This is a genomic window from Bacillus sp. AMCV2 (assembly GCF_056033925.1).
On sequence record NZ_JBVYIB010000002.1, the window covers coordinates 1260425 to 1279072 of the forward strand.

The 18648-nt window shown below is 39.2% G+C and carries 19 protein-coding genes and 1 pseudogene; 10 read left to right on the plus strand and 10 right to left on the minus strand.

Annotation, left to right across the window (positions count from 1 at the left end):
* Positions 1 to 18 precede the first annotated feature (18 nt).
* The gene (locus AC0OMA_RS06665) at positions 19 to 1833 is read right to left on the minus strand and encodes a T7SS effector LXG polymorphic toxin (RefSeq protein ID WP_181218901.1); all 1815 of its coding nucleotides are present in this window, start codon (positions 1831 to 1833) and stop codon (positions 19 to 21) included.
* Positions 1834 to 1969: 136 nt separating this feature from the next.
* Between AC0OMA_RS06665 and AC0OMA_RS06670 the strand changes: the two are divergent.
* Positions 1970 to 2074, plus strand: a pseudogene (locus AC0OMA_RS06670) (peptidoglycan-binding domain-containing protein); the annotation flags it as partial.
* A gap of 33 nt (positions 2075 to 2107) precedes the next feature.
* Here the strand turns inward: AC0OMA_RS06670 and AC0OMA_RS06675 are convergent.
* Positions 2108 to 2767 (minus strand): hypothetical protein, encoded by a 660-nt coding sequence (locus tag AC0OMA_RS06675; protein WP_100506172.1) that lies wholly within the window; start codon positions 2765 to 2767, stop codon positions 2108 to 2110.
* A 197-nt stretch (positions 2768 to 2964) separates the two neighbouring features.
* Between AC0OMA_RS06675 and AC0OMA_RS06680 the strand changes: the two genes are divergently transcribed.
* Complete coding sequence (locus AC0OMA_RS06680; protein ID WP_063335057.1) at positions 2965 to 3345, plus strand: hypothetical protein; 381 nt, start codon at positions 2965 to 2967, stop codon at positions 3343 to 3345.
* Between the two features lie 491 nt (positions 3346 to 3836).
* Here AC0OMA_RS06680 and AC0OMA_RS06685 read toward each other — a convergent pair whose 3' ends face one another.
* Positions 3837 to 4238: a hypothetical protein gene (locus AC0OMA_RS06685; RefSeq protein WP_252494321.1), complete on the minus strand. Its 402-nt coding sequence runs from the start codon at positions 4236 to 4238 to the stop codon at positions 3837 to 3839.
* A 113-nt stretch (positions 4239 to 4351) separates the two neighbouring features.
* Between AC0OMA_RS06685 and AC0OMA_RS06690 the strand changes: the two genes are divergently transcribed.
* Together AC0OMA_RS06690 and AC0OMA_RS06695 are read left to right on the plus strand one after the other, a co-directional pair.
* Positions 4352 to 4669, plus strand: a complete 318-nt coding sequence (locus AC0OMA_RS06690; RefSeq protein ID WP_080009786.1) for a putative quinol monooxygenase — start codon at positions 4352 to 4354, stop codon at positions 4667 to 4669.
* A gap of 239 nt (positions 4670 to 4908) precedes the next feature.
* Positions 4909 to 5664: an SDR family oxidoreductase gene (locus tag AC0OMA_RS06695; RefSeq protein ID WP_181218903.1), complete on the plus strand. Its 756-nt coding sequence runs from the start codon at positions 4909 to 4911 to the stop codon at positions 5662 to 5664.
* A 159-nt stretch (positions 5665 to 5823) separates the two neighbouring features.
* On the opposite strand, the gene AC0OMA_RS06700 is transcribed toward AC0OMA_RS06695, so the two are convergent.
* The gene (locus tag AC0OMA_RS06700) at positions 5824 to 6171 is read right to left on the minus strand and encodes a BLB8/JUQZ-1 family protein (RefSeq protein ID WP_003232839.1); all 348 of its coding nucleotides are present in this window, start codon (positions 6169 to 6171) and stop codon (positions 5824 to 5826) included.
* A gap of 561 nt (positions 6172 to 6732) precedes the next feature.
* Here AC0OMA_RS06700 and manR point away from each other — a divergent pair.
* The 4 genes from manR to AC0OMA_RS06720 all read left to right on the plus strand — a co-directional run bounded on the left by manR (position 6733) and on the right by AC0OMA_RS06720 (position 12394).
* The gene (manR, locus tag AC0OMA_RS06705) at positions 6733 to 8679 is read left to right on the plus strand and encodes a mannose transport/utilization transcriptional regulator ManR (RefSeq protein WP_047182458.1); all 1947 of its coding nucleotides are present in this window, start codon (positions 6733 to 6735) and stop codon (positions 8677 to 8679) included.
* A 148-nt stretch (positions 8680 to 8827) separates the two neighbouring features.
* Positions 8828 to 10780 (plus strand): PTS mannose transporter subunit IIABC, encoded by a 1953-nt coding sequence (gene manP / locus AC0OMA_RS06710; RefSeq protein ID WP_322839554.1) that lies wholly within the window; start codon positions 8828 to 8830, stop codon positions 10778 to 10780.
* 14 nt (positions 10781 to 10794) lie between these two features.
* Positions 10795 to 11742 (plus strand): mannose-6-phosphate isomerase, class I, encoded by a 948-nt coding sequence (gene manA / locus AC0OMA_RS06715; protein ID WP_322839555.1) that lies wholly within the window; start codon positions 10795 to 10797, stop codon positions 11740 to 11742.
* Positions 11743 to 11911: 169 nt separating this feature from the next.
* Positions 11912 to 12394 carry a YjdF family protein gene (locus tag AC0OMA_RS06720; protein WP_080030658.1) on the plus strand — a complete coding sequence of 161 codons (483 nt, stop codon included), beginning with the start codon at positions 11912 to 11914 and terminating at the stop codon, positions 12392 to 12394.
* Positions 12395 to 12439: 45 nt separating this feature from the next.
* On the opposite strand, the gene AC0OMA_RS06725 is transcribed toward AC0OMA_RS06720, so the two are convergent.
* Together AC0OMA_RS06725 and AC0OMA_RS06730 are read right to left on the minus strand one after the other, a co-directional pair.
* A complete protein-coding gene (locus tag AC0OMA_RS06725) occupies positions 12440 to 12946 on the minus strand; it encodes a GNAT family N-acetyltransferase (protein ID WP_474221993.1) in 507 nt (168 codons plus the stop codon).
* Positions 12947 to 13164: 218 nt separating this feature from the next.
* The gene (locus AC0OMA_RS06730; protein WP_009967031.1) at positions 13165 to 13560 is read right to left on the minus strand and encodes a hypothetical protein; all 396 of its coding nucleotides are present in this window, start codon (positions 13558 to 13560) and stop codon (positions 13165 to 13167) included.
* A gap of 228 nt (positions 13561 to 13788) precedes the next feature.
* On the opposite strand from AC0OMA_RS06730, the gene ybaK reads away from it, so the two are divergent.
* A complete protein-coding gene (ybaK, locus tag AC0OMA_RS06735; protein WP_474221994.1) occupies positions 13789 to 14268 on the plus strand; it encodes a Cys-tRNA(Pro) deacylase in 480 nt (159 codons plus the stop codon).
* Positions 14269 to 14308: 40 nt separating this feature from the next.
* Here ybaK and AC0OMA_RS06740 read toward each other — a convergent pair whose 3' ends face one another.
* The 4 genes from AC0OMA_RS06740 to cotT form a co-directional block, all read right to left on the minus strand.
* A complete protein-coding gene (locus tag AC0OMA_RS06740; protein ID WP_024572451.1) occupies positions 14309 to 14503 on the minus strand; it encodes a DUF4177 domain-containing protein in 195 nt (64 codons plus the stop codon).
* 165 nt (positions 14504 to 14668) lie between these two features.
* Positions 14669 to 14998, minus strand: coding sequence for a YjdJ family protein (locus AC0OMA_RS06745; protein WP_003232822.1), 330 nt, complete (start codon positions 14996 to 14998; stop codon positions 14669 to 14671).
* Positions 14999 to 15617: 619 nt separating this feature from the next.
* Entirely contained in the window at positions 15618 to 16619 is a 1002-nt protein-coding gene (gene cyoE, locus AC0OMA_RS06750) for a heme o synthase (RefSeq protein WP_174616633.1), read from the minus strand.
* Between the two features lie 111 nt (positions 16620 to 16730).
* Positions 16731 to 16964: a spore coat protein CotT gene (cotT, locus tag AC0OMA_RS06755; protein ID WP_014479515.1), complete on the minus strand. Its 234-nt coding sequence runs from the start codon at positions 16962 to 16964 to the stop codon at positions 16731 to 16733.
* A gap of 253 nt (positions 16965 to 17217) precedes the next feature.
* Between cotT and pdaC the strand changes: the two genes are divergently transcribed.
* A complete protein-coding gene (gene pdaC, locus AC0OMA_RS06760) occupies positions 17218 to 18621 on the plus strand; it encodes a peptidoglycan-N-acetylmuramic acid deacetylase PdaC (protein ID WP_181218912.1) in 1404 nt (467 codons plus the stop codon).
* The last annotated feature ends 27 nt before the right edge of the window (positions 18622 to 18648 follow it).

Consider the following 18648-nt stretch of genomic DNA (forward strand, 5'->3'; position numbering starts at 1 on the left):
TGTTTTTCACCTTCTATGCTATTTATTATACAAAGGATAGGCAGTGGCTATTGAACCATCCTTATTTAAGAACATTTCTATTTTGATTCCTGTTGAATTTTCACCTATAAACTTATTAGCACCTATCTTTTTTTTATTTTGATACGCTTCATCAATAGCTTTTAACACATCTACACGATTCCATTCCTTCGGAAAAAAACTAGATTTGGCTATTTTTCTCTTCCCACTTATTTCAACATTGGCTTCATAGACACCATTTTTATCAGGTGTTTTCTCGGATCCAGGTATAATTTTTCCACCCATCATACTTTCATGATGATATCCAACCGCTTTACCGCGTCTATTAATTTCACCATGGTAAATGTGTTTTATCGTTCCCGTATTATATTTACCCGTATCCTTATTGTTAGAACGTTCAGATCTTCTGAGAACACTCTCTTTTTTATCTTCCGCAATGCTTTTAAGCAGCGGAGTATTTTTCACGTTAATGGTTTTCTCAGCATCTTGAAGAATTCCTTCTAATGCAGGAGTATACCGATTGACAGGAGATTTGACAAACTGTTTTACGGACTGACCACCTTTCTTAATTGTGCCACCAGCTACTTTCCCAACTGTAGCAAGATCCTTCGATCCTGTTGAGACAGAGGACTTTCCACCTTTCAATAACAGAAGACTTCCGCCCAAATAAGTAACATAGTGCATCCGTGTATATGCATCCCCGTGAATCATTTTTTTATCCCAATTATCCTTCAATGTGTCAACCATACTTTGAAAGGCAGCTTGATAGTCGTATTCCAAAACGGTATCCAGCACTTTTTGAGGATCCTTGTTTAAGTTGTCAATTGTCCAACCGATATTCCATCCGAATTGAATGGCTCCTTCACCGGTATCCTTGGCAAGATCGTATATACCAACAATCGCACCCTTGGCGCCATCACCTATGATTTGCAACACTTCTTTTCCGTTATCCATGAAAGCTTTACGCTGTTCAAGAAATGAAACAAATTCAAGCTGTTCAGGGGTAAGGTTCTCATAGCCGACTTTCTTGGCAATTTCTAAGTATTCATCCGGATCCGTCACGCCATTAGCTAGCTTCTTCTTCAACTCTTTGATTTCTCGTTCTTTCGCTTCATCTTTCTTGATCTTCAAATAAGCTTCAGTTTTTTTCTCAATATCGCCTTTTTTCTTATGTATGTCACTTTCACGGTATGCCTTGGCATTGTAGTGGATAGGTGCGGCATTCTTGCCTTTGCCTGTGGATTCCTCAAGCTTTTGAAAGTCCTTCTTGATGAATTGCTCATTTGGCTCTGACTGGGCATATTCAGAAACAAGTGCTTCGTCCACGCTGCCTAGTTTATCGACTGTTTTTTTGCGTTTGTCCTCCGCATCGGCGAGTTCGTCTTTAAAGTCCTCAGTTGAAAACAGATCAAGCGGAAGGATATCGTCGATATCATGTAAGATATCTTTCATGGCTTTCTTTTGTTCAGACATAATAGATTTTGATTTTGTGTAGGCGTTAGCCAGCTCGTGTTCTAAGAAGGATTCTTCTATATAAGCATCAGATAAGCTGGCGTCCTCTAGAGTGCCTGAAATGCTTGTCAAGAAAGCAATTTTCATATCAAGTAAGTCAATCCAATTGTCAGCTACACCTGCATGGTCTTGATAAAATGCTTTAATGTTGTCGGCGCCTTTGCCGGAAAACTCACTGTCATCTAAATCAGCTACAGCTTTAAAAGCCTTTTTTAGATTGACCATCTGACTTCTTAATTCCTTGTATTCCTTTGCGCGTCTATCTGCTTCTGAAAGCAGTGATTTGGCTTCAAATACTTTCATGATCATATCCTTTCGTTTGAATAGCTCCAACAAGATTTTACCATGGGAAAATGAAGAAATAGACAGCGGTGTAATTCAAAAGTGTGAAATGAATAATTTGATATGTGTCAATTTACCTATTCGGATTATTTGTTTGGAAACTAATGACGCAGTAAGACGATTCCAGCTGATGAATGGTTTAAATCCTAATGGCATTTATGGCCCGAAAACTAAAGCGAAGCTCGAATCCCTTCTTAAATAAAAAAGCCCTTCCCGATTGGGAGGACTTTTTCTCTTATTTAATAGAAACGTGATGTGTGTACCAGTTTCCGGTTGCAGTGAATCGTAATTCCATATGGCCGTGGCGGTTACCTCCATACTTTACAAACGTGTAATCAGAATTGGCGATTGCATCCTTAGCTGTTTTATCAATGTTTGCAATTTTCTTGGAAGTGATTTTACCATTCCAGCCAGCAAAACCTGAAGCGGATGCACTTGGCGGGCTTTCCCACTTTGTTATTTTCTTTCCATATTCGTATGAATAGTTGTCACTTACTCGAATATCATATAATTTTATCCCTGTAAACTTTACAGCGTAATAACCACTTGCAGTTTTATTTTGGGTGGCCTGTGTTTTTATCTTTTCCATTCCCATATCTGTACTGACGCCCATTTCCACAGTGAAACCATTACCGAGATCAATTTCTTGATATGGATGATCTTTGCTGACATGCATACTGTTTAAAGCCTTATTCACTTCTTTAACAGTTGGGATTTTCTCAGATGAAAGGGTTCTTAAGTTTTTTTGTTTTGTTACCTCGTGAAAGGTCGCCTTATCAATAATCAGATCAGAATTCTTGTCCACTTTTTCGGCAGCATTTGCACTTTGAGGACTAAACAGAGATGAAAAACTCAAAGCTAGGGCAAAAACCACACCCACAAGTAATTTTTTCATTTTATCCCTCCTTAATGTTTTCGTCCCCATCTTATCTTGGTGTATAATATTGGTAAATGAGACGAAAGTAACAAATGGTGCTATTGATTAAAGTATTAGGCTTTGAAGAAGCGGGAAGATTGAAAAGTAAATGAATGGTTTTACCCATTTAAACAACCTTATATCACGTGTATATTGGATTGTAGGGGAGGGATATCATGGTCAAGATCATATTGGCATTTGTTTATCTATTTGGCTTCGTTGTGTTGAGCAATTGGGCTTTCGACGGAATATTTTCCGAGAGCTATTTCTCGCCAATCGGTTTCCTTTGGTCTATTTTATTTACATTTTTCATAGGGGTTTATACCGGCTTGCCTTTAATCTACAAAAAGTTTTCTCAATCAAGCCGTTTGACTTTGAAAAGTAAAAAGCCGATTTATTTCACTATCGGTACAGCCGTTATTCTCTTTGGGCTTTATTTTCTCAAAAACGAAATCGCCCCCTATTTGATGCTATGTGGCTATTTTTTAACTCTGGCATCAGGTATAGCCCTGACCATCTTATTACAGCCCAAAACCAACAACTGTAAAACAGTATAACCAACAAGAATTAATTAAAAGCCCGACGTTTTTTAGGCGGGCTTTATACAAATTTAATCAAACAAAAAGGAATATTTTTAATCAGAAACTTATGTAAGAAAACCCTATAAAATAGGGTTTGGGAATAAAACGTCTGTTCGTGTCAGAACATAATCGCTACCTTGTGACAGGGTAGTGATCCCTGGTTCGAGCCCAGTCGGAATCATAGCTTAAACCCTTGCTGCGCAAGGGTTTTTTACTTTTTATAGGGGCTGTCGGTTTATTAATGCAGTATATGATTTAAATGAAAACTCAGGAATAATATTGAGTTGAGAAGATAAAATAAAAACCCCATTTCTAAAGTCCAAAATGAGGTTATTTCTTAATATCATATTAAGTTGCTGCTCTATCTGCGACCTTATAAGTGGACTGCTCAGAAAGAGCGTATGAAGCGCTGGATACTCCAACAATGCCAAGCAAGAGCGCTAAACAAATTGCAATTTTACATTTTTTCATTTAAATGTTTGTTTCCCCCTTTGAATTTGTTTACGTGCTTCAATTGCCATTTGATAAAAATCGACCGCATCATGTCTGTCTTCTTTGTTGGTCAAAAAATCAGCAACAGCAACAGCGTATTCTTCCATATCACCATAAAGGTTTTTCTCTTTGAAGAACTTGAACACTTCTCTAAGTGTTTGTAAGTCAAATGATAAATAAAGACCTTTAACCAGTTTTAATTTCTCGGTTACTTCCTGGTTGTTGTGTCGGGAAGCAACCTTCTGACCTTCCTGGTATAATTCTAACGCAGCCTTTAAATCATTCTTCTTTGCTTTGACATACGCCAGATTAAAAATCGCTTTGGACTCATAAATGTGCTTTCGATTCTTATGAATTTCATAGGCGATTTTCTTCAAGATTTAATAAATCAAGATATTTTTCGGCTTCGCGATAATATGTTAGAGCAATGACTAAATCTCTCGTTTAATGATTTATAAATGGCATCTATCTTTTTCAAGAAAATGTTATAATGAAAAGCCATAAAATGATGGGAGGGGGAATTTCGATGCATTACATAACGGCATGTTTAAAAATCATCAGTGATAAAGACCTTAATGAGATAATGAAGGAATTCAAAAAACTTGAGGAAGAAACGAACAAAGAAGAGGGTTGTATTACATTCCATGCTTATCCGCTTGAGCCATCAGAACGTAAAATAATGCTTTGGGAGATTTGGGAAAACGAAGAAGCTGTGAAAACCCATTTCACGAAAAAACACACAATAGACGTTCAAAAACAAGAATTAACGGAAGTAGAATGGTTAATGAAAAGCAATGTGAATGATTGAAAGGCTCTTTAAAAAAAAGACATTCAATGACTTAGAATCAGCCACTTGTGATTAAGTAGTAAATTGTTGTCCAACTCTTATTTTTTTCTATTTAATATTTTTTGAGACGAAAATGTTTTTTTTGAGCTGATTTTGAAATGTATTCAAAGTCAGCTCTGTTTGATTTCATGGATTATATTCTTTGGAGAACTTGTTACCATAATAATGGAGATACTCCGTATAAATTGGAGGTTAAAATAATGAGTCATTCTCAAGAAAAAATTGCACTAATTACAGGAGCAAGCAGTCAAGGGGATATTGGTACTGCTATTTGTCGTAAGTTAGCCTCACAAGGTATACATATTTTCTTTACTCACTGGAATTCTGATGCGGCCTGGATAGAAGAATTTCAACAAGAAATTTTACGTATGGGTGTGCGCTGTGAGGCAATGAAAATTGATTTATCAGATGCACATGCTGCATTCACAATACATGAAAAAATTTCAGATAAATTAGGATATCCTTCCATCCTTATTAATAATGCAGCTCATTCCGCAAGTGATAATTATGTATCGTTAGATGCTAAATCACTTGATGATCATTATGCGGTTAATATGAGATCGAATTTTCTTCTTTGTGTTGAATTCGCCCGTCGGTTTAAAAAATCTAATTTACTATCAGGAAGAATCATCAATATGACATCAGGGCAGGATTTAGGTCCTTTGCCTGGGGAGTTAGCGTATGCAGCTACTAAAGGAGCTATTTCTGCCTTTACTAGGTCGTTATCACAAGAACTTGCACCATTGGGCATCACTGTTAACGCTGTAAACCCAGGTCCAACAGATTCTACATGGATGACAGATGAAATAAGAAATTTTCTTTCACCTAAATTTCCAATGGGGCGTATTGGCACACCAGATGATGCGGCACGAATGATTGCTTTTCTTGCAAGTGATGAGGCTGAATGGATAACTGGACAAATTATTCATTCAGAAGGTGGATTTATTCGGGGTTAAGCTACTGAAACACAATATACACCAATGTATGATGTATTCCCAAAACTAAATCTAAACTTGAAGCGCAATTGAATTAAAATAAGGTCCCTTCTCTTTTTAGAGGGGGACCTTATTTTATTCATGCGTGTTTTACATCCAGAAAATCTGGCGGATAAGAGATTAATAAACCGTTACATATACTTTTCCGAATACTGCAGTACCTTTAAACAAAGTAATCGTGGCTTTCCCTTTTGATTTAGCCGTCACTAAACCATTTTGATCGACTTCAGCAACTTTTTGGTTATCAGTCCAATAACGAGTAGCTGAATTATTTTTAACAGAATAGGTTTCTCCAACTTTTAGAGGTAAATTATAGTCTTGAATCTTGATAACATGTGTAGGTGAAATAGAAATGTTCTTTACTTCAGTAGGTGTGGAGTTTATTTCATGAGCTGAAGCTACCCCGCTGACCGACAGAGCTAACGCAGAAATCGATAAAGCAGAAACAACAGTTTTTTTGAAATTCATTTTGAAACACTCCTTTAAAGTTTTTTGTCTTGCACTATAACAATTCAATAAAAGTAATTATTTTCCTTGTAAATAAATGTTAATAATATGTGAACGATCAATTGATTTGAGCTAAGACTATTGTGTGCTCTGCACAGAGTTTGTATTTATGATTGAAAATTGCTGAGAGAGAATGGCCATCCTTAAAATGTTAATAGCACACATTTGATGGTTATTAGTTTGTTGAGCGTGTGGAAATTTTGTTACCTGCACTTTATCCCCGAAGATACCAAATCACTTTTCTTCATCATGTTCTTATTTTCGTACTCATACATTAGAAAATCCTCGTTCTAAATAGGTGAAGAATTGGAGTATTTTTATGAATTTCTGCTGAATAACGATAAAAAATACATTACATAGCAAACTCAAAGAATATAAAAATCGCTTTTTTCCGGAAGCTTCGGTAAAAAACGAAACTTTTGTCTCTATGATTTTATTTTATAATGTAAACGGTTTCTTATATAGTATACTTATACTATCAATTTGCTCAAGTAGATACTGACAGGAAGGATAGAAAAACAGATGGAATACATAAATACAAGACAAAAAGAGATTTTGTATCTGTTGTTATCTGAACCTGATGACTATTTAGTTGTGCAAGATTTCGCAGATAGGGTACAGTGTTCTGAAAAAACAATCCGGAATGATTTGAAAGTGATCGAGGATTATCTCAATGAGCATTCTCATGCACAGCTTATTCGAAAACCAGGGTTGGGCGTTTATTTACATATAGAAGAACAGGAAAGGACCTGGCTAAGCCAACAATTACATACTGAACATTTTTCTTCTAGGCAGCGGAGCGATGAAGAAAGAATGCTGCACATTGCTTATGACTTATTAATGAATCCGAAGCCTGTTTCCGCAAAAGACATTGCTGCTCGGCATTTTGTCAATCGATCTTCCATAAAAAAGGATTTATACGCAGTAGAAGAGTGGCTGAAGCGTTTTGATCTCACACTGGTTTCTAGGCAGCGGCTTGGATTAAAGGTTGAAGGGAACGAAAGAAATAAAAGAAAGGCATTGGCAAGAATATCTGATTTGATTCACAATACAGAGTTTACCAGCCAATTTATTAAAAGTAAGTTTTTACATTATGAAGTAGACTTTGTGACGAAAGAAATCAAATCACTACAAAAAAAGCATGCCCTCTATTTCACAGACGAAACGTTTGAAAGCTTGCTGCTGCATACATTGTTAATGGTCCGCCGCATCAAAATGAAGCAGCCGATTTCATTGTCCCCAAAAGAAATGGCGGCAGTAAGAAAGAGGAAAGAATATCAATGGACATTTGCTTGTTTACAGCGGCTTGAACCGGTTTTTGCAATCCGCTTCCCTGAAGAAGAAGCCGTGTACTTAACATTACATATATTGGGCGGTAAAGTTCGTTATCCATTGCAGACAGAAGAGAACCTTGAAAATGCTGTGCTTCCTAAGGTTGTAGGGCATTTAATCAATCGTGTTTCAGAGCTGAAAATGATGGATTTTCATAAGGATCAGGATTTGATCAATGGTTTGAACATTCATCTCAATACTGTGCTACAACGGCTGAGCTACGATCTTTCTGTAGCAAATCCTATGCTCAATGACATCAAAAAGATGTACCCTTATTTGTTCCACCTCATCATTGATGTTTTGGAAGATATCAATCAAACATTTGATCTTCATATTCCTGAGGAAGAGGCAGCATATTTGACATTGCATTTTCAGGCAGCGATCGAACGGATGCAGTGCAACAGCGAGACACATAAAAAGGCGATTATCGTCTGCCACATGGGGATTGGGATGTCACAATTGCTGCGGACAAAAATTGAACGGAAATGTCATCAAATCGCTGTAATGGCCTGTATTGCAAAGGCCGATTTAAAGGATTATATCAAAAAGCATGAGGATATTGATCTTGTCATATCCACCATTGCGCTGGAGAATATAACGGTTCCCCATATTGTTGTGTCTCCGCTTTTAGAGCCTGGCGAAGAGAAGAAATTAAGTGCGTTTATACGTCATCTGGGCGAATCACACCGCCAAAAACAAAAAACGTTTCAGATGCTGAACAATACGACTCCTTTTTTGGTTTTTTTGCAGCAGGAGGCGGAGCATCGCTACAAGTTAATCGAACAGCTGGCGACAGCTTTGTGTGAGAAAGGCTATGTTGATAAGGACTATGCGGTTCATGCGGTGATGAGGGAAAAAATGTCGGCGACAAATATTGGGTCAGGCATTGCCATTCCTCATGCAAACGCTAAATTTATTAAACAATCAGCAATCGCGATTGCCACATTAAAGGAGCCGCTTGAATGGGGAAATGAAAAAGTTTCGCTCGTTTTTATGCTGGCTGTCAAACACGAGGATCAAACCATGACAAAGCAGCTGTTTAGCGAGCTTTCATATCTTAGCGAGCAGCCGGCCTTCGTCCAGAAGCTGACGAAAGAAGCCAATGTCATGACATTTTTATCTCATTTGGATTATTAAAAGCAGGGATTATTCCTTGCTTTTTTTGTTATAGGGAAAAATGCCTTTATTACCGGAAGCCTATGGTAAAAAAAGCGATTTTAATGAGCTGATTTCGGTATACAGTTGAGACAAGATCTTATTATTCACACTTTAAAGGAGGTTTCCTATGAAACTGTTAGCGATTACATCTTGTCCGAATGGAATCGCCCATACGTATATGGCAGCGGAAAATCTGCAAAAAGCTGCTGACAGACTGGGCGTTAGCATCAAAGTTGAGACCCAGGGGGGAATTGGTGTCGAAAATAAGCTAACCGAAGAGGAAATTCGCGAAGCGGATGCAATCATTATTGCTGCAGACCGCTCGGTAAACAAAGACCGGTTTATAGGCAAAAAACTGCTGTCTGTGGGGGTACAGGACGGCATCCGCAAACCGGAAGAATTGATTCAAAAAGCTCTTAACGGGGATATACCGGTTTATCGTTCCGCTTTAAAATCGGAATCCGTCAATCATCAGGAGAAGAAACAAAATCCAATTTACCGTCATTTAATGAACGGCGTTTCATTTATGGTTCCTTTCATTGTTGTCGGCGGATTATTGATAGCGGTTGCATTAACGCTTGGAGGGGAGAAAACACCTAAAGGCTTAGTTATTCCGGATGATTCCTTCTGGAAAACGATTGAACAGATCGGCAGTGCTTCATTTTCATTTATGATTCCGATTTTAGCCGGCTATATCGCCTATAGCATCGCTGATAAACCGGGGCTTGTGCCAGGGATGATCGGCGGATATATTGCGGCGACTGGAAGTTTTTATGACAGCGCAAGCGGCGCCGGATTTCTCGGGGGGATTATTGCCGGGTTTTTGGCCGGATACGCTGCACTTGGGATCAAAAAATTAAAAGTTCCAAAAGCCATCCAGCCGATTATGCCGATTATTATTATTCCGGTGTTTGCATCACTGATTGTAGGTTTAGCGTTTGTGTTTTTGATCGGCGCGCCTGTAGCTCAAATTTTCGCCTCTTTAACAGTTTGGCTGGCGGGGATGAAAGGGTCGAGCTCGATCCTTCTGGCATTGATTTTAGGGGCAATGATCTCATTTGATATGGGCGGTCCCGTAAATAAGGTGGCGTTTCTGTTTGGATCGGCAATGATTGGAGAAGGAAATTATGAAATTATGGGACCAATTGCTGTCGCCATTTGCATCCCGCCGATTGGTCTTGGCATTGCGACGTTTTTAGGAAAAAGAAAATTCGAGGCATCTCAAAGAGAAATGGGGAAAGCAGCATTTACGATGGGACTCTTCGGCATTACTGAAGGAGCGATTCCATTTGCGGCGCAGGATCCTCTTCGAGTCATTCCAAGTATTATGGCAGGTTCTATGACAGGTTCTGTGATAGCCATGATTGGCAATGTGGGAGACAGAGTGGCGCACGGCGGACCTATCGTTGCAGTGCTTGGCGCAGTTGATCATGTCTTGATGTTTTTTATTGCTGTGATTGCAGGATCTCTTGTCACTGCTCTGTTCGTCAATGTACTAAAAAAGGATATTACGGCGTCTCCTGTGCTCAGTGAAACTGCACCGCCCTCCGCGCCAAGTGAAGCTGCGGCAGCAAATGAAATAAAGCAGCCAAATCAAAGCCAAAAAGCTGAGATGTCGGAAATCAAAAAACTGACAGATATTATCAGCCCGGAATTAATTGAACCAAATTTATCGGGGGAAACGAGGGATGACATCATAGATGAATTGATTCAGAAATTGTCCCGAAGAGGTGCGCTATTTTCAGAGAGCGGGTTTAAACAAGCCATTTTGAATCGTGAACAACAGGGAACAACGGCGATCGGCATGAATATCGCAATTCCGCACGGAAAGTCTGAGGCGGTCAGGGAGCCGAGTGTTGCCTTTGGGATCAAACGATCAGGCGTTGATTGGAATAGCCTGGATGGATCAGAAGCTAAATTAATCTTTATGATTGCTGTACCGAAAGAGAGCGGGGGAAACCAGCATCTCAAAATACTGCAGATGCTATCTCGAAAGCTAATGGATGACAATTATAGGAAGCGGCTGCTTTCCGTGAAAACAACAGAAGAAGCCTACAAGCTGCTGGAAGAAATCGAATAAAGCGGGGGATTTTCATGACGACTGAACCGTTATTTTTCAAGCCTGTTTTCAAAGAAAGAATTTGGGGCGGGACCGCTTTAGCTGATTTTGGCTATACCCTTCCGTCACAACGAACAGGAGAGTGCTGGGCTTTTGCCGCGCATCAAAATGGTCAAAGCGTTGTTCAAAACGGAATGTATAAGGGGTTCACGCTCAGCGAATTATGGGAACATCACAGACATTTATTCGGACAGCTTGAAGGGGACCGTTTCCCTCTGCTTACAAAAATATTAGATGCTGACCAGGACTTATCTGTTCAGGTGCATCCGAATGATGAATATGCCAACATACATGAAAACGGTGAGCTTGGAAAAACAGAATGCTGGTACATTATTGACTGCCAAAAAGATGCCGAGATTATTTATGGCCACAATGCAACAACAAAGGAAGAACTAACTACCATGATAGAGCGTGGAGAATGGGATGAGCTCTTGCGCCGTGTAAAGGTAAAGCCGGGGGATTTTTTCTATGTGCCAAGCGGTACTGTTCATGCGATTGGAAAAGGTATTCTTGCTTTAGAGACGCAGCAGAACTCAGACACAACCTACAGATTATATGATTATGACCGAAAAGATGCAGAAGGCAAGCTGCGCGAGCTTCATCTGAAAAAGAGCATCGAAGTGATAGAGGTCCCATCTATTCCAGAGCGGCAAACGGTTCACCATGAACAAATTGAGGATTTGCTTACAACGACATTAGTTGAATGCGCTTACTTTTCGGTGGGGAAATGGAACTTATCAGGATCAGCAAGCTTAAAGCAGCAAAAACCATTCCTTCTTATCAGTGTGATTGAAGGGGAGGGCCGTATGATCTCTGGTGAGTATGTCTATCCTTTCAAAAAAGGAGATCATATGTTGCTGCCTCACGGTCTTGGAGAATTTAAACTCGAAGGATATGCAGAATGTATCGTCTCCCATCTGTAACATAGCAGGGCTTGAGAAATAAATTTGCGAGTGAACACTCCTATTCTCCAGCAATGATCTAAATAAAATAAGAGTTCAATAGTTGGAGAAGAAATGTTACACTCTTTTCTGTATATGGTAAAGAATGAAAAAACACGATTCGGTTGGTAGTCCGGATGCATGATTGAGAATGTCAGTAACCTTCCCCTCCTCGGGATGTCCATCATTCTTTAATATCTTTTATGAGGAGGGAATCGTTATGAAATTAACGATTTACTACGATGGTCAGTTTTGGGTAGGCGTTGTTGAAGTTGTGAACAATGGAAAGCTAAGAGCCTTTCGTCATCTTTTTGGCAAAGAGCCGAGGGATTCTGAAGTATTAGAGTTTGTTCATAACCAACTTTTGAATATGATGGCCCAAGCTGAGCAGGAAGGAGTGAGTTTACAAGGCAGACGTCAAAAAAAGATCAATCCAAAAAGATTGCAGCGCCAGGTTTCAAAAGAGTTGAAAAACGCCGGAGTAGCTTCTAAAGCTCAAGAGGCGATAAAGCTAGAGCTTGAAGCAAGAAAGCAAAAGAAAAAACAAATAATGAAAGAACAACGAGAACATGTAAAAGAGCAAAGGTATATGCTCAAAAAGCAAAAAGCGAAAAAGAAGCACAGAGGTAAATAATCCAAACAAAAGCAGGCGCAGTGCCTGCTTTTGTAATTAAGAACTCTACTTTGTAACATATATCCAATGTTTATAATCCGCTGATTTATGATCCAATATAAACCCTAACTTCTCCAAGGTTTTTTGTGAGCCTAGATTATCATGTTCGCATCTTGCGGTGATCCGGTTTACTGTTTCTTGGCTTAATGCCCAGTTTATTAGTTTTTGGGCGGCTTCCACACAATAACCTTTGCGGCGATGACTTTTATTTGTTGCAAAACCGATTTCAATCATGCCATTTTCGTCTGGTTCACCTAAAAATCCAGTTCCCCCAACAATTTCATGACTGTCCTTCTTTACAATAATCCATGAATCAAATCCTTTTGTTCCATTGTTTTTGACTAAAATCTCGCGGAAATAAGGTATCGCTTCAAAAAAATCAGAATTTGGCCATTCACCATTTGTTTCATAACCTAAGTCTTTGATAGCCTGATGATCTTGTTTAGACGCGGCGTCAAGAAGGGGAATATCAATCGTTTTTAAACGTAATCGATTCGTTTCAAGGAGAACCATATATCTAATCCTCTTTTCTTTTTACTGGGAATAATGATAACATATAACAATTTTCTCTGATACCTTGGCAGTAGAGAAAGATGAAAAAATTGAGGGGGATTGAAAGAGTGACAGGTGAGAGTTTGCCCAGCCCAAAAACGGGTAGGAAAATGCTGATGTTAATGTGTCCCTACCCGTTTTTCTGTTCCTGAATGCAGGGTTTCTGATAACATGTTGTGCTACCTTTTCGCAATCAAATAAAGCGATATGGCTCTTTGGGTTTGCACAGGATTATGAATGATAATGACCCATTGGTTTCTTCGTCTTGGAAAGCTTGCTACTGCATACAATGGAGCAGTATCGCGCGGAGTGAACCCACCATTTATCACGTTGATATCTCTTCCTTCTAGATGACAAACTAAGTATTCACCTGGATTGATGACCTGTTGGTTCGTCCATGCGTAAGAATAAAAGCCGTCTCCAAGATCTTCGGTGGAAGATGGGGGGACAAAGCCATCTACAGTCAATGTGATTTCTCTTCTTCGCTGTCTTTCTGAAAAGTCTGGACTTCTTTGAGGGTTATGAGTATGTGAAAAGTAAGGAATTAACGCAGGGCCATAAAAGTAATGATACAAAGCAACCACTCCTTTATTTTCCATTCATACAAATTGTATGTGGGAGTTATTTGTTCATTCCTGTTTTGTTCCATGTAGACTAATAATGGGCTATAGGCGTCCAAGGAAATCAATTTGTCCTTTCGTTGATTCAATGCTAGTAACCTTGAAAATGCAGGTTAGGATGATAGAATTTACATATTACTGCAAGAAGTTAGACATACATCATTTTGATAGTGGGTGAAAACAATGGCGAAAAAAATGGCAAAAACAAATGCGGTTCGTCTGATAGAACAGCAGAACATCTCTTATGAGGTATTAGGGTATAAAACAGACGGCCAGCCTGTAGATGGCATCTCTGTTTCGGAAAAAATCGGTTATCCTGTGAAATATGTATATAAAACGTTGGTTGCAGCAGCAGGAACAAATCATTATTATGTCTTTGTTGTACCCGTTTCAGAAGAGTTAGATGTAAAAAAGGCAGCAAAGGTGACAGGGGAAAAGAAAATAGAAATGATTGCAATGAAGGAGCTATTAGCGGTAACTGGCTATCTTCGCGGCGGCTGCTCGCCAATTGGCATGAAAAAATTGTTCCCGACCTATATTGATTCATCTGCAGAAACGCTTGATTTTATCATTGTGAGTGCAGGGAAAATCGGTATGCAGCTAAAGTTGGCGCCACAAGATATAGCCAGATCATGTGATGCCGCATTTGCAGAAATTGTATAGATGCAGATATAGGGGAAACGAAAAAGCTTAGTCATGTCGATTAAGCTTTTTCCGTATCTCTTTCAAATATGATTTCAAAATAAGCAGCTGCCCCATACCCATCTATACTGGGAGCGAAAATCTGAACGAATCTCCAGCCTCTTTTTGCATAATCATGGATGATTTGCTGGTAGTCTTCTTTAGGCCTTCTTCTCATCGTGCTCAGCTCAACTCTTACGAATTCATATTCTTTCATCGTTTGATCCCTCCTATTAAGGTATACGTATAATTGAGCAAGAAGTTCCGAAAACCTAGGTTAAGGTCCGAAAGTATATTTCCCTCACTAAAACAAATACATTTATGCCAGCTGCCTGTATGCATCTGGAAAGAGTTAAGGGGCTATAAAACGAATGTCACCGGGTCAGCAGTCCAAATGAATCTCTTGCTTATTGCATTTGACTGAGTATATAAGTAAAAAAAGAGCGGCCAGAACATATAAGAAGGAGATGATCATTAACGCACTCATAACAGGGTAATGTTTAGCGGAGTAGATGAAAAAATCAAGCTGTGAAATTTGTTTGGGGCTGCTGACGGCATCAATTCCATTTAGCAGTTTTGAGAGTTTAGCAGTATAGTTCCAATCAAATCGATCTGAAACAAGCTCGCTTCCTTGATACCAATTAACAGCAGCTAAAAACAGAAATACCATAATAGAAAATCCAAGCTGAACAACTAAAAATATTCCCTTCACTTTTGTATGACCTCCAGATCTATGAATATGGGAAAATCAAACAATATATTATCACCGTATGGGTTATTCTTGCAATTTCACTTTCATGCAACTCAAACGCAAGTCTATTTTTTTGTTTGTTTTTGACTTATAATACCTGATGATGGAAAAAGAGCGCGGGTTTATAGATTAGAGAAACAAATGTATTTCTTAGCATTTTTTATTTGTGGAGAGAGTATAGAAGCATTCGATTAGATCTGCTTTTTCACAGAAACGGTTTTCATCTGTTTGCCTGAGCTTTACAATTGGCTGGCAAAAAAACAATGATTTCTTTCAATCAAAACATGCAACGATGCGACACATTTTATATCTTTATGACTTATCTCATTGCCTTTAAGTCATCCTATCGAGAAAGCGATGGTATTTTATGAATAAAGAAACCCTAAAAAACATACTCATGATTTTTTCAATATGCGCAACCCTTCGAGAAACTGATGGTATGCGCATAGCTGATAGCTGGATTTTGAGTGAGATTATACGATTTTTGATTTGCATGGCTGTGTTTTTTGCCGTGACATTTCTATTAGATGCTGTTTTTTCAAATAAAAAAGAGTCACATTAATGTGTGGCTCTTTTTGCATCATCTGATCAGAAACATCATAAATGAATCGATCATCATGATGAAGAACAGCAAGCAAAAATAAATAAGCGAGTAGACAAACATATCCTTTGCCCACTTCACGTCATCGTCTGTTTTGAATCCTTTGATGCTTTTTTTGATCCATATGCCTCCGAGAACCAAGGCGGCTAAGAAATAAAATGGGCTTATATGGCCGGTGCCGAGAGAGAAAGGAAATAATAGCGTGACCGGCACCAGGACGGCAATATATTGCATCATTTTTATTTTTGTTACATGGTTGCCTTTGACTACTGGCAAGAGCGGAACGCCAGCGGCACGATATTCCTCTTTGCGTCTTATCCCAATCGCCCAAAAATGCGGCGGCTGCCACAGAAACATAATCGTGTACAACAGCACTGCTGTCATACTGAGGTCACCGGTTACGGCACAATACCCCATCAATGGCGGCGCAGCACCTGGAAAGCTCCCGACAAATGTGCTCCACACAGACGTTCGTTTCACCCATACCGTATAGATGATCGCATAAAAAATAAAGGCGGCCAGTCCGAGAAAGGCCGTTAATGGATTGAGGGAATAAAGCATGGCAAGACCTGCGATTCCTAAAACAGAGCCATATGTTAAGATCATGGCTGGCGGCATTTTCCCTGTGACCGAGGCCCTGCTGCGAGTGCGTGCCATTTTTGCGTCCATATGCCGATCAAAATAGTTGTTATAGACAGTGCCGGAAGCCATCACAAACGCGGTTCCCAACATTGCTGTCACCATTGTCATCAAAAAAGCCATTCCGGTTAACGTTTTTTCTGCGCTTGCAAACGCGATCCAAAATCCGCCGAAGGCTGCTATCGAGTTTGATATGATAATGCCGGGTTTTGCAAGTTTGATAAAATCGTAAATGGTTACCCGGTTCGAAGCTTTTATGTATTTTGTTTCAGATATGGCTGCAGAATCTCTTGTATTCTCCAAAAATAGACGCCTCCCCCTAAAACTGCATGCTTTTGTTATCGTAACAAGAGGGGGACGGAATCACAATTATTTCCTATATTTGTCATGATATTGTCATTTTTAAAATAAAAAAATGGGGAGCTGGACTGCCCCCATTTTGATATGCGGCGACTAGTAACCGTAACCTCCGCCATATCCTCCGCCATAACCGCCGCCGTAACCGTACCAAGGGTAGTAAGGCGGTCGCGGGCGCGGGTAGTAATAAGGCGGGCGCGGATAAAACGGGTAGAACGGATAATAATAAGGCGGATAAAATGGCCGTCTCGGACGCGGATAATAATAAGGCTGTCTTTCATCATAAGGGGTAATTTGTTCAAATGGCTGTTCATTCAAAGGGTAATCCAAGAGGAAAACCTCCCTAGCTTTTTTTATTCCTTTTACCATATTCCTGATGCTTAAGTTGGGTGTATGTACATTCATGAAACTCGGTTTTTTTTATGATGAAATTCCTTAAAAAGGATTGACATGAACTTCTAAATCTCATAGTATTACAAATGTGAAATAAATGTTACTACAATGTTACAAGAACATTTCTAAATAGATACAGTTCCAACTGATGAAGAGTAAATCGAAATGGCTACGAAAGAAGGAGTTTTTGTTGTTAGCAAAAAGAATCAAATGGTTTCATGTATTAATAGCAGTTGTATGTGTGGTGGGCCTTATCGGCTTTTTCCATAATCATTCATTGAAAAAAGAAACGGTCATGAATAAAGTAAGAACTGATTCTCAATATGGGAATGTTGAGATCGCAACGCTTGTGAATGACGGGAAAACTTTTAATTACGCGGTTAACTATCCCGTTTTCAAAAATGAAAAAATGGATTCGGCATTAAAAAGATTCGCAGAAAAAGAGGTTCGTCAATTTCAAAAGGAAACAAAAGACGTTGACCAAGAGCATACGACAAAACGCAACGAATTAAATGTTGATTATAAAATTGTCCATTATGCCAAACAGACAGTGGCGATTGTATTTAATGAATATAAATACATCGGCGGGGCACACGGGCAAACCGTGAAAAAAACGTTTAACTATGATTTTAGTAAACAAGCGTTTCTTTCCATTGATGATATTTTCAAAGAGGACGCTGACTACTTACATAAGCTTTCGTTAATCGCTTATCATGAGCTGAAAAAGAATAAGGACATTGCAGCGGACGATGCACTGTTAAAGGAAGGGACGGCTCCGAAAAAAGAAAATTTCAGCCGCTTTGCCATCAAGGAGGATTATATCGAACTTTACTTTGACACATATCAGGTTGCAGCAGGCTATCTTGGAGAGCAATCGATTGCCATTAAAAAAAGTCTTTTAAAAGACATTCTGAAAGAACAATATATTGATAAAGCAAAAAATAAAAATAAAATCAAAGAACAAAAGCCGAAGCATGAAGTGATTTCTTTACCCAAAGAGGAAACGGTTGATCCAAATCAAAAAGTCATTGCGCTTACTTTCGACGACGGCCCGAATCCTGCGACAACAAATCAGATTCTAGACTCCTTGAAGAAATATAAGGGTCATGCCACGTTTTTTGTTTTGGGGAGCAGGGTTCAATATTATCCGGAAACGCTAATAAGAATGCTGAAAGAAGGAAATGAGGTGGGGAACCATTCATGGAGCCATCCGCTTCTCACAAGGCTTTCAGTGAAAGAAGCGTTAAAGCAGATCAATGATACGCAAGACATCATTGAAAAAATAAGCGGATACCGTCCGACGCTTGTAAGACCCCCATACGGCGGCATTAATGATGAACTGCGGAGTCAAATGAAAATGGATGTTGCGTTATGGGATGTTGACCCGGAAGATTGGAAAGACCGTAACAAAAAAACAATTGTTGACCGTGTCATGAATCAGGCGGGAGATGGAAGAACCATTTTGATTCACGATATTTACCGCACCTCTGCTGATGCGGCCGATGAAATTATGAAAAAGCTCACCGATCAAGGCTATCAATTGGTGACAGTTTCTCAGCTTGAAGAGGTTAAAAAACAAAGAGAATCGAAATAAATTAAAAAAGGCTGTCCGTACGGACAG